Below are 14,829 nucleotides of genomic sequence, written 5' to 3' on the forward strand. Positions count from 1 at the left end.
GGTCTGCATCCGCCAAGGGCTACAAGATAATGCGTTTTGGACACCAATTGCAACGTGTCACCTGTGGATAAACTTGTGTGTAATTTGTGTGTGAAAGCATGAAAAGCCGTGTAGGCCGCAGCCCCGCTGGATTGCGCCGTTGGTCATCCATTTGCAGCTTTTTTTATCAGGCCGCGCTGTTTTTTGAGGGCGCGAACGCTATCACAAAATGGGGCGCTGGCAAGGTCGATTTTGGTGCGGTTGGGATGTTGTGTGACAGGGTGGCCGCGTTGCTACACTCGCTGGCCGCAATACCCTGTAAGAGCCAACTTGTTGGCGAGGCGATTGTGTGGCTAATCAGATAAACCGCCTCGCGAATGAATTCGCTCCTACAGACTTGCGCTTGGGTGGCAGCGATAACCTGTACAGACCGTGTGAAAACCAGATAACCAGCAGCTAACCAAAAAAATGCCCCGATCACCTCGGGCATTTCCCATTTATACAGAGAGAAAAAAGGCCTTCCTCAGGCCAGCAACTCAATCATTCGGCGCACGCCCAGCACGTTGATAGCCCTTTTCAGGTTATAGGCGTTTATCGCAAGCGCCATTTCCGTTCGCGCACCCTTTAGCTGGCGAAGCAAGAACCGGCCATTGCCGTAGATCCATTGTTTGAGGTTGCCAAACGGGTGTTCGACGATGCTTCTTCGGGCATCAACCATCTCAGGATGTGCCTGCATTCGCTGCTTCATCCTTTCAAAAGCTTCTTCGTGAACGTGTCGCTTGATCGAGCGATAGCGGCTCTTGGTGCATCGATGTTTAAGGGGGCAGGAGCCGCAGTCATTAGCGTTTGCGCGGTAGATTCGCTGTCCCTTGTTCAGTTGCAGCAGGGGCAATAACGCCCGGCCGGGCATTGGTAGCGGTCGTTTTGCTGGTCGTAGTTGAAATCGTCCCGGCCAAAAAAAGTGGGGTCTTCAATGTTGTTGCCCCGATTAATCGGTACGTACGCCGTGATGCCGGCGTCATCACAGGCCTGAAAATGCTCGCCGTTTGAATAGCCGGCATCTGCAGTAACGGTCAGATTCGGTTGTTCAAGGACTTCCTGAGTCGCTTTTGCCATCGGCTCCAGTTGCTTGCGATCATCGCCTTCCTGAGTCACTTCGTGGTGCACGATCAGGCTGTTTTCAGCGTCGACTGCGGTCTGCACGTTGTAGGCAACGGCCATGCCCTGCGGGGCTCGCATCATCCGCGCGTCGCTTTCGGTGCTGATGAATTGGGTGATCTGCAGTTCGTCCATCAGCGCCTGGCAGGTCAGGTAGTCGTCCCGTTTGGCGGTCAGTTTTGCCAGCACCGTTTTAACAGCGCTTCGATCAACCGCCTCTTCATTTTCGTCGCTGTCTGCACTGTCCAGATCCTCTAGATACTTGGCTATGCGGCGATCCATTTTTTCCTGATCGCGCTTGAGGTGCTTGGTGCTGATGTGACGACGGGCCGAAGCGACAGCCTTGAATTTGCTGCCATCAATGGCGACCAGATCACCTTTGACCAAGCCTGCGGTTCGGCAGAACTGAACAAACGCGCGGCAGGTTGCAGAGAACGCGGTAGCGTTATCCTTGCGGAAGTCGGCGATGGTTTTGAAGTCCGGCGCGAGGCGGTTGAGCAGCCACATGACTTCGATGTTGCGTTGGCACTCAGCTTCGAGCCGGCGCGAAGACCGTATGCGCTGGAAGTAGCCATAGATGTAGAGCTTGAGCAGATCGGCGGGGTTGTAAGGTGGACGTCCGTTGCCTTTGGGGATGGCTTTATCAAACCCAGAACCCGGAGATCAAGGCGCGAAACATAGGCATCAATGACCCGGACGAGATGGTCTTCGGGAATGACTTCGTCGATGGAAACCGGAAACAGGCTGGTCTGGTTTCGAGATTCGCCCTGGATGTACGCCATAAGAAAATGCCCCGCATCTTTCGATGCGGGGCATTTTCTTAGATCTGGGGCGGGTTGGCTAGGTTTTCACACAGTCTGTGTAGGAGCCAACTTGTTGGCGAGGCGATTGTGAGGCTAATCGGATAAACCGCCTTGCGAATGAATTCGCTCCTACAGAATCGGCGCCTTCTATTAATAAGAAAAACACCCGGAGACACGCCCCGTGCAGCAAGAACCCTGGCAGGTGCTGATCGTCGAGGATGACCGGCGGCTGGCCGAACTGACGCGTGATTACCTCGAAAACCACGGCCTGCGCGTCACCCTCGAAGGCGATGGCGCGAAGGCGGCGGCACGCATCATCGATGAGCAGCCCGATCTGGTGATTCTGGATTTGATGCTGCCTGGCGAAGATGGGCTGAGCATATGCCGCCGCGTACGTGATCGATATGACGGCCCCATTTTGATGCTGACTGCGCGCACCGACGACACCGATCAGGTGCAGGGCCTGGACATGGGCGCTGACGATTTCGTCTGCAAGCCGGTTCATCCACGGGTCTTGCTGGCGCGCATCCACGCCTTGTTGCGTCGCAGCGAGCCCATGCAGCCGGTGCTGGCAACGCAGCGGCGTCTGGTGTTCGGCCCGTTGGTGGTGGACAGCGACCTGCGCGAGGCGTGGCTCAATGAACAGAGCATCGAGCTGACCAGTGCCGAGTTCGACCTGTTATGGCTGCTGGTCGCCAACGCCGGGCGCATCTTGTCTCGGGAGGAGATTTTTACGGCCCTGCGCGGCGTCGGTTACGACGGCCAGGATCGCTCCATCGACGTGCGTATTTCGCGCATCCGTCCGCGTATCGGCGACGACCCCGTTCATCCACGCCTGATCAAGACCATCCGCAGCAAGGGCTACCTGTTCGTGCCGCAAGCGGCGAGAGACCTGAACACCTGCGTGCCTGATCGATGAACTCCATTTTCCTACGCATCTACGGCGGCATGCTTGGCGTGCTGGTGCTGGTGGCCTTGCTCGGGGTGTTGACGCTGCACTTGGTCAACAGCGTGCGCACCGAGCAATACCGCGAGCACCTGGCCCACGGCACGTTCACGCTGATGGCGGACAACCTCAAGCCCATGGGCCCGATTGATCGTGGACGCGCACTGGCGGTGTGGGAACGGTTGCTGGGCATCCCGCTGAAGCTGGAAACCGCCGAGCAGGCTCACCTCGATGGCGGCAGTCGCAATCGCCTGAGCCGTGGGCATGTGGTGGTGGAACAGACCGGGCCGCACGCCGCGAGAGTGTTTCGGCAAGTGGAGGAGGGCGCGCCGGGCCAGTCCGGGGCCTTGTTGCTGAGCGGCGAAGTGCGGCAGATCAGCGAACAACTGGCCCGCGCCACCCTTTATCTGCTGGTCGATGAACTGGTGCGCTCGCCGGTGGACGAGCAGCCGATGCACCTGGAAGCCCTGCGCCGCAGCAAAGGTTTCGGCTTTGATATGCACTTGGTCACGCTCGATCAGCTGGACGTCGACGATGACCAGCGCCGACGCATCGCCGAGGGCGACACGGTGATGGCGCTGGGCAAGGGTGGCGATTCGATCCGGGTGTTGTCCGGCGTCGGTAAAACCCCGTGGGTGCTTGAGCTGGGTCCGCTGTACCAGATGAACCCTTATCCGCCGCAGCTGTTGATACTGATCGCGTTGCTGGGGCTGTGCTTCATCGGGCTGGTGGTTTATTTGCTGGTGCGACGCCTCGAGCGCCGCTTGCTCGGGCTGGAAGCCGCCGCCACGCAGATCGCCCAAGGCAGCCTCGACACCCGCGTGCCCTCGGCTGGCAGCGATTCGGTGGGGCGACTTGCAACGGCGTTCAACGGCATGGCCGAGCACTTGCAGCGCGCGTTGACCATCCAGCGCGAAATGGTGCGCGCTGTGTCTCACGAGTTGCGCACGCCAGTGGCGCGTCTGCGTTTCGGGCTGGAAATGATTGGCGACGCAGCGACCCCCGAGGCGCGGCAGAAGTACATGGCCGGCATGGACAACGATATTCAGGACCTCGACAAGCTGGTGGACGAGATGCTGACGTATGCGCGACTGGAGCAGGGTTCGCCGACCCTGAATTTCCAGCGCGTCGATCTGGAAGGGTTGATCCACCAGGTGATCGAAGAGTTGGCGCCGTTGCGCGCCGATGTGCGTGTCTCGTTCGGGGAAAGCCTCAAGGGCATGCCGCTTGAGGGCGAATGCGAGGGAGATCAGCGTTGGGTGCACGCCGAGCCGCGCTATCTGCACCGGGCGTTGCAGAATCTGGTGAGCAACGCCATTCGCCATGCCGAATCCGAGGTGTGCATCAGTTATCAACTGGTACAGGAGCGCTGCCGTATTGACGTGGAGGATGACGGGCCCGGCGTGCCGGAAAGCGCGTGGGAGCGGATTTTTACACCGTTCATGCGCCTAGACGACAGCCGCACGCGGGCCTCGGGCGGCCATGGGCTGGGGTTGTCGATTGTGCGGCGGATCATTTACTGGCACGACGGCCGCGCTTTGATTGGGCGCAGTGAGCGACTGGGCGGCGCGTGCTTCAGCCTGACATGGCCACGTCGGCAGGATGGCGCATGAGGCTTGATTGCTTTGAAGGACCATTGGCGGTATTCGGCCATGCGCTCGTTAAAGGCGATGATCATCGTCCAGTTACGCCTGTGCCGCACCTGTTGCAGGCGCAGTGCCTGGATCAACTGCTCCTTCGGGTGTACGGCCCGGACCTGATGCCCAGCCAATTGCCTGTGCTGGTGTCGCAGTGGTCGAAGTATTACTTCATGCAGTTGATCCCGCCGGTGATGGTGGCCGGGCTTGTTGAGGATTGGTACTGGCCGCTGGAGTTGGATCAGGTGGCGTTATAGAAGGCCCCGATGGCACGCGCCGTCAGCGTCGCAGTTGTTGCCTGAGTCATCGGGTGGAATGGGTCGGGCGATGCGAGCATTGCCCGCTGGGCGAGTAAAAACCTCTGTAGCCAACTTGCTGGCGAGGCGTCTTGCGCGTTGAAACAGGAATGACGCCACGCGAATGAATTCGCGTCTACAGAGTGGCGGGGATGCTGATGAGGCTGAGGACTTGGCCGTGCTGCATGCTGAACTGTGCTTCCAGCGTTTTGCCGGTGTGCCATTCGGGTGACAGATCGATCTTCAGACGCAGCCGGGCGGCACCTTCGTCGGACCATTCCAGCAGTTCGGCGTCATGGAAATAGAAGCGCTTGAGGACGAGGGGGTAAAGCGCTTTGAACAGGCTTTCCTTGAGCGAGAACGTGAGGGTGACGCACTGTGCGACCTGATCCTCGGGCGCAACGGCCATGCGCTCCAGCTCATCGGTAGTGAGTATTTCTGCCGCCAGTCGCGCTGCCCGCTCGTGGGTCAGCAGGTTTTCCGTGTCCATTCCCAGGCTGCGCCATTGCAGCGTGTTCGCCACGATGGCGGCGGCCCAGCCGGTGCTGTGGGTGATCGCGCCGCAGAGGTCTTCGGGCCAGACCGGCGCACGGTCTTCGCCAATCAGCGGCACGTGCACCCGGCCGTCGAGCCTGAGCATGGCCTCGCGTGCGCACAATCTGCCAGCGAGGTACTCGGTCTGACGCTTGGCGACCGAGCGCTGAATGCTGGCGGGCGGGTCAATCAGGCAGCGCTGAAAATCGCCCTCGGCCAATTGCGTCGGGTCAAAAGTGCCGCTGATCAGCACAGCGCCCGGAAGCGCTTGTGGCAGCGGCCAGTGAGATTGGAGTGCAGGGCAGCAGGCGGGAAGTTGGGTGGGCTGATTCATGGGCCGCATTTTGCCGGGTGATGGCGGGGAAGTCATGTGTGACGAGAGCATGAAGTGTAGGAGTGCGCTTGCCGGCGAACAGATTGGATCAGACGACGGATAGGTATCAGATACACCGTCATCGCGGGCAAGCGCGCTCCTACACTCGAGTGCGGTGCGGTTACATCGAAGAATTCTTCGAAAAGGCTTCTTTCAGGAATGCCTTCATGTCGGCCCAGGAACTCATGTCCGCCGCCTTGTTGTAGCCGATGTCCGGTCCGCCGTGCTCACCATGGCTGAGTTTGTCGGCGTCGGGGTTGGTGAAACCGTGTTTGGCGCCGTCGATGCCGACGAATTTGTAGTCAGCCTTGGCCGCGTCCATTTCCTTTTTGAAAATGGCGACGTTCTCGGCGGTGACCATGGTGTCGCCGTTGCCATGCTCGACCAGAATTGGCGCCTTCACGCTGCCGGGTGTGGCGGGGGTGTCGGTAACCAGTGCACCGTGAAAGCTCACCACGCCGGCCAACGGTTCACCACGGCGTGCGGCGTCCAGCACGATCTTGCCGCCGAAGCAGTAGCCAATGGCGGCGATCTTGTCGGGGTTGGTCTCGGGCTGTTTCTTCAGTTGTTCAACGCCAGCGTCAAAGCGCTTGTTCGACGCGGCGCTGTCTTTCAAGGCTGCTTTCATGAAGGCCATGGCGTCAGCCGGATGTTCGGTATTTTTGCCTTCGCCGTACATGTCGATGGCCATGGCGCTGTAGCCCAGCACAGCCAGATCGCGGGCGCGGCGCTTGGCATAGTCATTCAGCCCCCACCATTCGTGGACGACCACGATGCCGGGCCTCGGGCCTTTGATCGCGTCGTCGTAGGCGTAGTAGCCCACCAGCTTGGTGCCGTCGGCGCTTTGATAGTCGATCTGTCGGGTTTTGACTTCCGCCTGGGCAAGGCCCGTCAGGCACATCATTGCGAGAGCAATCAACAACCGCATGTTCAATCTCCTTCTTGTAAGGTCCGGGCGCAGTAGCCGTCTGGCGTTTGAGCCTAGACCATTGTGTGGTTAGAACTGGGACCACTTGCGGTACTTATGTGTTCAGCCCAGGTTCAGTTCACGTTCAGGAGGGGTTCAGCGCAGGCTCCGTAGTCTGGCCCTGTATCCAAGAGGGCGCCTGGCGCCGGAGGACCTGCACATGCTTATATCCAACAAGCTTTTCCTGGCGCTGGCCTTTCTCGGCAGCAGCGCGGCCGTCCAGGCGGCTGAAGGCAATGCTGATATTTCGCGCATCGACTACGGCAAGAGCAGCGAAAAGACCGACAGATCCGGCGGCGTGCGGCGCGGCCTCAGTGGCAGCAGTGCCAATGCGCTGGGCACGTGGGGCCAAAGCCTGAGCCAGCAGCACATTGACCACGCGTATTGCCTGAGTTTCGAAAACCTGTCTGCCACCTACAATGGCGTCAAGGTGCGTCAGGAAAACCAATTGGGCAGCTACGATGTCAGTCAGCCGCTGGCCAGTACGTCTAAACTGTTCGACGTCAGCGCACGGCAGGCATCTGCGCAGCAGGCCTCGCTCAGTTTGAGTCAGGGGCAAAACAGCTATTTGCCGAACCATCGCGTGTTGTAGAGCGTCAGTAGTGAACCGTTTGAGAGGGGAATGCCTGTGCCTGGGAGTGCGTCATGAAATTGCTGGTTGTCGAGGACGAGGCGTTGTTGCGCCACCATTTGCTGACGCGTCTGACTGAAAGCGGTCACGTGGTCGAAGCGGTGGCCAATGCCGAAGAGGCGCTGTATCAGGTGGGGCAGTTCAATCACGACCTGGCGGTCATCGATCTCGGGCTGCCGGGCATGGGCGGTCTGGATTTGATTCGCCAGTTACGCGCCCAGAACAAGGCGTTCCCTATTCTCATTCTGACCGCGCGCGGCAACTGGCAGGACAAGGTCGAAGGCCTCGCGTCCGGTGCCGATGATTACGTGGTCAAGCCGTTTCAGTTCGAAGAGCTGGAAGCACGACTCAACGCGTTGCTGCGTCGCTCCAGCGGTTTTACTCAGTCGACGATCATCGCCGGGCCGTTGATGCTGGACCTCAATCGCAAGCAGGCGGTGCTCGATGAGCAGCCGCTGGCGTTGACCGCTTATGAATACCGGATTCTCGAATACCTCATGCGCCATCATCAGCAAGTGGTGCCCAAAGAGCGCCTGATGGAGCAGTTGTACCCCGACGATGACGAGCGCGATCCGAACGTGATCGAAGTGTTGGTGGGCCGGTTGCGCCGCAAGCTCGAAGGGCCGGATGGCTTCAAACCCATCGAGACCGTGCGCGGTCTGGGGTATCTGTTCACCGAGCGCTGTAAATGATTCGTTCGCTTCGCCTGCGCTTGATGCTGGCCGCCGCGACCCTGGCGGTCATTTTCATGTTGTTGATGTTGCCGGCGTTGCAGAGCGCGTTCAGCCTGGCGCTCGAAAGCTCCATTGAAAAGCGTCTGGCCTCGGACGTGACGACGCTGATCTCTGCGGCGCGCGTCGAAGATGGTCGGCTGCTGATGCCCACGCTACTGCCCGGCGAGCAGTTCAGCCTGCCCGACAGCCGCTTGCTCGGTTACATCTATAACCGTCAGGGCCAGTTGGTCTGGCGGTCACGCGCGAGCCAGGAAGAGGACATCGAGTACCATCCACGTTATGACGGCCGCGGCAACGAGTTCGCGAAAATCCGTGAAGACAACGGCGAAGAGTTCTTCGTGTATGACGTGGAAGTCAAACTGTTGGGTGGGCGTAACGCCGCGTTCAGCATCGTCGCGCTGCAACCGGTGCGCGAGTATCAGGAGGTCATTTCGGGGCTTCGGGAAAAACTCTATTTCGGTTTCGGCGGCGCGTTGCTGGTGCTGCTGGCCTTGCTCTGGGTCGGTCTGACGTGGGGGCTGCGCTCCCTGCGGGGCATGAGTCAGGAACTTGATCAGGTCGAGGCCGGCTCGCGTGAAAGCCTCAGTGAAGAACACCCAAGCGAATTGCTGCGCCTCACAGACTCGCTCAACCGGCTGTTGAGCAGCGAACGTGAGCAGCGCAGTCGTTATCGCGACTCCCTCGACGACCTGGCTCATAGCCTGAAAACTCCGCTGGCGGTGCTTCAGGGTGTTAGCGAAACCATCGCCAAACGCCCCGAAGACGTAGAGCAGGCGCGCATCCTGCAATCGCAGATCGAGCGCATGAGCCAGCAGATCGGCTACCAGTTGCAACGTGCCAGCCTGCGCAAAAGCGGGCTGGTTCGCCATCACGTCAACCTCAAGCCAGTGGTGCAAAGCCTGTGCAACACGCTGGACAAGGTCTACCGCGACAAGCGCGTGAACGTGGTGCTCGATTTGCCGGAAGACTGTCAGGTGCAGATGGAGGAGGGCGCGTTGCTGGAGATGCTCGGCAACCTGTTGGAAAACGCCTACCGCCTATGCCTGAGCGAGGTGCGCGTGAGCTGGACGGGGTCGATCATGGGCGACGAGCTTTGCATCGAGGACGATGGCCCTGGCGTGCCGGAGAGCCAGCGCGCGCGGATTCTCGAGCGCGGCGAGCGGCTGGATCGGCAGAACCCGGGTCAGGGCATCGGCCTGGCGGTGGTCAAGGACATCATCGAAAGCTACAGCGCACGTCTGACGCTGGGGGATTCGAATCTGGGCGGCGCAGCGTTTCGTATTCACTTTCAGCTATAAAAGCTACCCGATCACCTGTAGGAGCGCACTTGCCCGCGATTGCGGTGCGTCATTCGACAGCTCGTTCATAGGCGGATTGCATTCGCGGGCAAGCGCGCGCCTACAAGCGAGATGCCCAATCGCGGCGGAAACCCGCCACCCTCCCGGCAAAATCCTCGTCATTCGGCGGAATCCCGCCACCTCGCTCGCCCTTTTCCAGCTACCTTGATGGGGTCATTGCTTAACTGGCGTGGCTCTGAAGGTTTTTTTTGAACATGGCACGCAGCTTGCGGTAATGCGCAGAGGTCTGCACCGCGCAGCTCGACAAAACAAATCCCTCCAACGCAGGAGGGTTCGTACTTTAGGCGTCGTTGTGTCATTTGGATGATGCATGCCGATGCTCTTGAGGAAATTGCAATGACGACTCGTCAGCCACTGTACAAATCCCTTTATCTCCAGGTAATCGTTGCGATCGTTATCGGTATCGCGCTCGGTCACTGGTATCCCGAAACCGCCGTGTCGCTCAAGCCTCTGGGCGACGGATTCATCAAACTGATCAAAATGGTCATCGCCCCGATCATCTTCTGCACCGTTGTCAGCGGTATTGCTGGCATGCAGAGCATGAAATCGGTCGGCAAGACTGGCGGTTACGCCCTGCTTTACTTCGAAATCGTCTCCACCATCGCGCTGCTGATCGGCCTTGTCGTGGTCAACGTTGTGCAACCGGGCGCCGGCATGCACATCGACGTCACCACACTGGATGCGTCCAAAATCGCGGCTTATGTAACCGCCGGTAAGGACCAGAGCATCGTCGGCTTCATCCTCAACGTGATCCCGAACACCATTGTCGGCGCGTTCGCCAACGGCGACATCCTGCAAGTGCTGATGTTCTCGGTGATCTTCGGTTTCGCCCTGCACCGCCTGGGTGCTTACGGCAAGCCGGTCCTGGACTTCATTGATCGCTTCGCTCACGTGATGTTCAACATCATCAACATGATCATGAAGCTGGCGCCACTGGGTGCGTTGGGCGCCATGGCGTTCACCATCGGTGCATACGGCGTGAGTTCGCTGGTGCAACTGGGTCAGCTGATGCTGTGCTTCTACATCACCTGCGTGCTGTTCGTGCTGGTGGTGCTGGGCGGTATCGCGCGCGCCCACGGCTTCAGCGTCATCAAGCTGATCAAGTACATCCGTGAAGAACTGTTGATCGTGCTGGGTACGTCGTCTTCCGAGTCGGCACTGCCACGCATGCTGATCAAGATGGAGCGTCTGGGCGCGAAGAAATCGGTCGTGGGTCTGGTGATCCCGACAGGCTACTCGTTCAACCTGGACGGTACTTCGATCTACCTGACAATGGCCGCCGTGTTCATCGCTCAGGCGACTGACACCCACATGGACATCACGCACCAGATCACCCTGTTGCTGGTGCTGCTGCTGTCGTCCAAAGGTGCTGCTGGCGTAACCGGTTCTGGCTTCATCGTACTGGCCGCCACCCTGTCGGCTGTCGGTCACCTGCCGGTTGCCGGTCTGGCGCTGATCCTGGGTATCGACCGTTTCATGTCCGAAGCACGCGCACTGACCAACCTGGTCGGTAACGCCGTCGCCACCCTGGTCGTTGCCAAGTGGGTGAAAGAGCTGGACGTGGACGTGCTGCAAGCCGAGCTGGCATCGGGTGGCCGTGCCATCGACGAAAACCGTCCGATGGACGACCTGGGTGTGGCTGAAGGCCCGGCGCCTGCCGGTCGTTCGTAACACTCAAGCGGTGTCCATGACACCGCTGCTGCAGTCAATGAAAAGCCCGTCTTTGGACGGGTTTTTTTGCTTTGGAGCTGACGAGGCTCCGGGGGCGGGCTCGACCGATTGCGGTGTGTCAGATATACCGATTCGCAGCCTCGCTCGGGCTCGTCAGCTCAGGGCATAATTCACTCGACCCGCGTTTCGCCGCTGAATACCAGCACCTGACGACAACTGCGGCACAGGTAACGCCGGCCTTTTCTGACCAGCTTGTGGCGTTGCCCCGAAAAGGCGAACTCACCTGTCGGGCACGGGCAACGATAGATGTAGCGCATCACGCTGCGGCGCTGGATTTCATAGGTGTGGCAGCGGTTGGGCGGCAGCTCGTACACGCCGCGCATGATCAACTGCCATTCCTCGCCGTGGGGCGCGATGGTGCCGCCGAACAGCTGATGGGCAATCAGATGGGCGACTTCGTGGGGGACGGTCTGACGTAGAAAATCTTCAGTATTTTCGCGGTACAGCTGCGGATTGAAGCGCAGCAGGTTTTCGTGCAGGTGCGCGACGCCTGCTTTCTGCCCACGCAGCTTGAGGCTGACCACAGGCCGTTTGAAGGAGCGTTTGAAAAAATCTTCGGCTTGCTGATAGCAGGTTTCGACGCGGGTATTGAGTTGCTCGGGCATGTTTCATCAGTCTCCAGAGCTGGCGAGTATGCCGCAAAGACTGGGGATCCCGAAAACTGAAGCTGCCGAATGGTCATTGGCTCGACGCTTTTCTCCTGTAGAAGCGCGCTTGCCCGCGATGGAGGTGTGCCAGTCTATAAATGCATCACAGGCATACAGGATTCGCGGGCAGGTGGGCTCCTACAGGGTTGCGTCCAAAAGATGTCTGTACCCGGGAGGCAATTGGGGTCAAGGGGTGTACTGGGGCCCAACCCCGATGCCCCACAGCACCACGGTAAAGGCCATGATCGCCACCAGCACCACCAGTCCCACCGCCAGCACCGAGCTTGAAAACATGAAGCCTTCGTCTGCGGGGATATTCATGAACAGCGGCAACCCTACGTACAGCAGGTAAACCGTGTAGCAGACCGCCGCCAGCCCGGCCATCATGCCCAGCCACATGTGCGGGTACAGCGCCGCCAGGCCGCCAATGAACAGTGGGGTGGCGGTGTAGGTCGAGAACGCCACGCAACTGGCCAGGGTTGGCGAGGCATCGTAAGTACGCGCCATCCAGTGAATGAACCCGCCCATGACCGCAACGCCAGCGAGCATGGCGATGTACGACATGAGCGCCATCCAGCCGGCACTCTCGAGGGTCAGCAGCACGGGCGCACGATCGCTGATGACCCAACCGCTCTGCGTCATGCCGACGAAGGCGGAAATGGGCGGTATCGCCGCCAGGATCAACGTGTGAGTGAGGTACATGCGGCTGATGCTTTGTTCTTTTTCGCCACGTATCTCCAGCCATTCTTGATCGGGGTGCGTGAACAGCCCCAGGACGTGATGGATCATGCAGGTTCTCCTCGGCGTGCTATGCAGTGTGAAGACAGCAAGCTCATCTTCGAGTATAGAAGCCACACACCCCTTGAAACCTGAGCCTTAGAGTCATTAGGACCTTCACGTCCTCTGCTAATAGCGCTGAGCGATCAAAGCGCGCAATCCATCCGCATGGCCATTACCAGGCCAAACGTTTGTGCGTAAAATGCCGGCTTTTTCCAGAGTCATCGCGAGCGGATCCCAGCAGCCATGAGCACCCTTTCAGTCAATCAGAACAAACTGCAGAAGCGTCTGCGCCGGCTTGCGGGCGAGGCCGTGGCCGATTTCAACATGATTGAGGAGGGCGACAAGGTGATGGTCTGCCTGTCCGGCGGCAAGGACAGCTACACGTTGCTCGACGTGCTGATGCACTTCCAGAAAGTCGCGCCGATCTCGTTCCAGATCGTTGCCGTCAACATGGATCAGAAACAGCCCGGCTTTCCTGAGCATGTCCTGCCCGCTTACCTGGAAGCGCTGGGGGTCGATTACCACATCGTCGAGAAGGACACCTATTCGTTGGTCAAGGAATTGATCCCGGAAGGCAAAACCACGTGTTCACTGTGCTCGCGCTTGCGCCGCGGCACGCTGTACACCTTTGCCGATGAAATTGGCGCGACCAAGATGGCGCTCGGGCATCACCGCGACGACATCGTCGAAACCTTCTTCCTCAATATGTTCTTCAATGGCTCGCTAAAGGCCATGCCGCCGAAACTGCGCGCCGACGATGGCCGCAACGTGGTGATCCGGCCTTTGGCGTACTGCGCCGAGAAGGATATCCAGGCGTATTCGGACCTCAAGCAATTCCCGATCATCCCGTGCAACCTGTGCGGCTCTCAGGAAAACCTGCAGCGGCAGGTGGTCAAGGACATGTTGCAGGAGTGGGACCGCAAAACCCCGGGCCGTACCGACAGCATTTTCCGTAGCCTGCAAAACGTCCAGCCCTCGCAGTTGGCGGACCGTAACCTGTTCGATTTCACCAGCCTGCGGATCGACGAAACAGCCGCTTCGCGGTTTGTGAAGGTGGTGAATGTTTAAGGCCGAGTACGCCGGTTGATGCGCCGCAAAACAGTAGGAGCGTGGCTTGTCCCGCGATCGGCGACGCAGTCGTCGTGAACCTGCAAACGCGGGGCACTTGGCTCACCGCATCTGCCCATTTGCTGCCGCTTCGCGCCAGATCGTCCGAGTGCGGCCCAGACACAAGCCACGCTCCTACAGTAAATGTGTGTGGGGCTCCCGTATTCGCTCACCCCATCAAAGCGCGGATTACAACCCCACATCCGGCAAGGTCGGGCGGTTGGCCAGCGCGGTCTTCATCAGCTTTTCGACGTATTCGCGATCACTGTCCGGCAGGGCCAGGCGCGGTGGGCGGGTGAGGGCGCTGCCGCGTTCCATGATCGCTTCGCACAGCTTGATGCACTGCACCAGATCCGGACGCGCGTCCAGGTGCAACAGCGGCATGAACCACTCGTAAAGCGCCATTGCCTCGGCGAAACGTCCTGCCTTGGCCAGACGGAACAGGGTTTCACCCTCTTTCGGAAAGGCGTTGGACATGCCCGATACCCAGCCCACGGCGCCTACCGCGACGCTTTCGACCAGTACGTCGTCCAGCCCCGCGAACAGTACGAAACGGTCGCCGACTTCATTGCGCACATCGATGAAGCGGTTGGTGTTACCCGACGAATCCTTGAAACAGACGATGGTGTCGCAGTCAGCCAAGGAAATCAGGATGTCCGGCGTGACGTCGTTTTTGTAAATCGGCGGGTTGTTGTAGACCATCATCGGCAGGTCCGTGGCGGCGGCCACGGTGCGAAAATGCGCGGCGGTCTCGAACGGTTTGGACGAGTAAACCAGCGCTGGCATCAGCATGATCCCGTCGGCACCGGCTTTTTTTACATCCTTGGCCACGGTGCTGGCCTGGGCGCTGGTGAATTCGGCGATCCCCGAAATCACCGGCACGCGGCCTCCGGAAGCGTCTTTGGCAACTTCCACCAGGCTGATTTTTTCGGCCAGGCTGAGCGATGTGTTTTCGCCGACCGTGCCACAAATGACCAGCCCGGAAACGCCATCGCGTACCAGATTGGAAATGACCGCGTGGGTCGCTTCCAGGTTGACGGAAAAGTCAGCATTGAATTGAGTGGTGACGGCAGGGAAGACACCGCTCCAGGTTACGGTTTTGCTCATGAGTCACTCCGGCTTGAATAATGGATTTCGTATACGTTTTG

General features: G+C 59.4%; 12 protein-coding genes and 2 pseudogenes. 8 read left to right on the forward strand and 6 right to left on the reverse strand.

Translation table 11 applies throughout. The features are described 5' to 3' along the window. Positions 1-502: 502 nt before the first annotated feature. A pseudogene (locus tag OYW20_RS07910) lies at positions 503-1,919 on the reverse strand (IS1182 family transposase). Between the two features lie 202 nt (positions 1,920-2,121). Here OYW20_RS07910 and OYW20_RS07915 point away from each other — a divergent pair. From OYW20_RS07915 to OYW20_RS07925, 3 genes and pseudogenes are all read left to right on the forward strand, one after another. Continuing rightward, positions 2,122-2,859: a response regulator gene (locus OYW20_RS07915; protein ID WP_268800142.1), complete on the forward strand. Its 738-nt coding sequence runs from the start codon at positions 2,122-2,124 to the stop codon at positions 2,857-2,859. Next, complete coding sequence (locus OYW20_RS07920) at positions 2,856-4,499, forward strand: ATP-binding protein (protein ID WP_268800143.1); 1,644 nt, start codon at positions 2,856-2,858, stop codon at positions 4,497-4,499. Before OYW20_RS07915 ends, OYW20_RS07920 begins: the two co-directional genes overlap by 4 nt. Beyond that, positions 4,457-4,878: pseudogene (locus OYW20_RS07925) on the forward strand ((2Fe-2S)-binding protein). Before OYW20_RS07920 ends, OYW20_RS07925 begins: the two are co-directional and overlap by 43 nt. A 77-nt stretch (positions 4,879-4,955) precedes the next feature. Here OYW20_RS07925 and OYW20_RS07930 read toward each other — a convergent pair. Together OYW20_RS07930 and OYW20_RS07935 are read right to left on the reverse strand one after the other, a co-directional pair. Then, entirely contained in the window at positions 4,956-5,687 is a 732-nt protein-coding gene (locus OYW20_RS07930) for a 4'-phosphopantetheinyl transferase family protein (RefSeq protein ID WP_268800144.1), read from the reverse strand. A 160-nt stretch (positions 5,688-5,847) separates the two neighbouring features. After that, positions 5,848-6,654: a dienelactone hydrolase family protein gene (locus OYW20_RS07935; protein WP_268800145.1), complete on the reverse strand. Its 807-nt coding sequence runs from the start codon at positions 6,652-6,654 to the stop codon at positions 5,848-5,850. 199 nt (positions 6,655-6,853) lie between these two features. Between OYW20_RS07935 and OYW20_RS07940 the strand changes: the two genes are divergently transcribed. From OYW20_RS07940 to OYW20_RS07955, 4 genes are all read left to right on the forward strand, one after another. Beyond that, the gene (locus OYW20_RS07940; RefSeq protein ID WP_268800146.1) at positions 6,854-7,285 is read left to right on the forward strand and encodes a hypothetical protein; all 432 of its coding nucleotides are present in this window, start codon (positions 6,854-6,856) and stop codon (positions 7,283-7,285) included. A 53-nt stretch (positions 7,286-7,338) separates the two neighbouring features. Continuing rightward, a complete protein-coding gene (locus tag OYW20_RS07945) occupies positions 7,339-8,016 on the forward strand; it encodes a response regulator transcription factor (RefSeq protein ID WP_268800147.1) in 678 nt (225 codons plus the stop codon). Beyond that, positions 8,013-9,356, forward strand: a complete 1,344-nt coding sequence (locus OYW20_RS07950) for an ATP-binding protein (protein WP_268800148.1) — start codon at positions 8,013-8,015, stop codon at positions 9,354-9,356. The genes OYW20_RS07945 and OYW20_RS07950 overlap by 4 nt, the downstream gene beginning before the upstream one ends. A gap of 396 nt (positions 9,357-9,752) precedes the next feature. After that, complete coding sequence (locus tag OYW20_RS07955) at positions 9,753-11,087, forward strand: dicarboxylate/amino acid:cation symporter (RefSeq protein ID WP_268800149.1); 1,335 nt, start codon at positions 9,753-9,755, stop codon at positions 11,085-11,087. 170 nt (positions 11,088-11,257) lie between these two features. Here the strand turns inward: OYW20_RS07955 and OYW20_RS07960 are convergent, their stop codons facing one another. Next, the gene (locus OYW20_RS07960) at positions 11,258-11,752 is read right to left on the reverse strand and encodes a SprT family zinc-dependent metalloprotease (RefSeq protein WP_268800150.1); all 495 of its coding nucleotides are present in this window, start codon (positions 11,750-11,752) and stop codon (positions 11,258-11,260) included. Between the two features lie 228 nt (positions 11,753-11,980). Beyond that, complete coding sequence (locus tag OYW20_RS07965; RefSeq protein WP_268800151.1) at positions 11,981-12,583, reverse strand: Yip1 family protein; 603 nt, start codon at positions 12,581-12,583, stop codon at positions 11,981-11,983. Between the two features lie 234 nt (positions 12,584-12,817). On the opposite strand from OYW20_RS07965, the gene ttcA reads away from it, so the two are divergent. Then, positions 12,818-13,642, forward strand: a complete 825-nt coding sequence (gene ttcA, locus OYW20_RS07970; RefSeq protein ID WP_268800152.1) for a tRNA 2-thiocytidine(32) synthetase TtcA — start codon at positions 12,818-12,820, stop codon at positions 13,640-13,642. Positions 13,643-13,870: 228 nt separating this feature from the next. On the opposite strand, the gene OYW20_RS07975 is transcribed toward ttcA, so the two are convergent. Next, the gene (locus OYW20_RS07975; RefSeq protein ID WP_268800153.1) at positions 13,871-14,788 is read right to left on the reverse strand and encodes a dihydrodipicolinate synthase family protein; all 918 of its coding nucleotides are present in this window, start codon (positions 14,786-14,788) and stop codon (positions 13,871-13,873) included. Positions 14,789-14,829 lie beyond the last annotated feature (41 nt).

This window comes from Pseudomonas sp. BSw22131 (assembly GCF_026810445.1).
Taxonomy (GTDB): domain Bacteria; phylum Pseudomonadota; class Gammaproteobacteria; order Pseudomonadales; family Pseudomonadaceae; genus Aquipseudomonas; species Aquipseudomonas huanghezhanensis.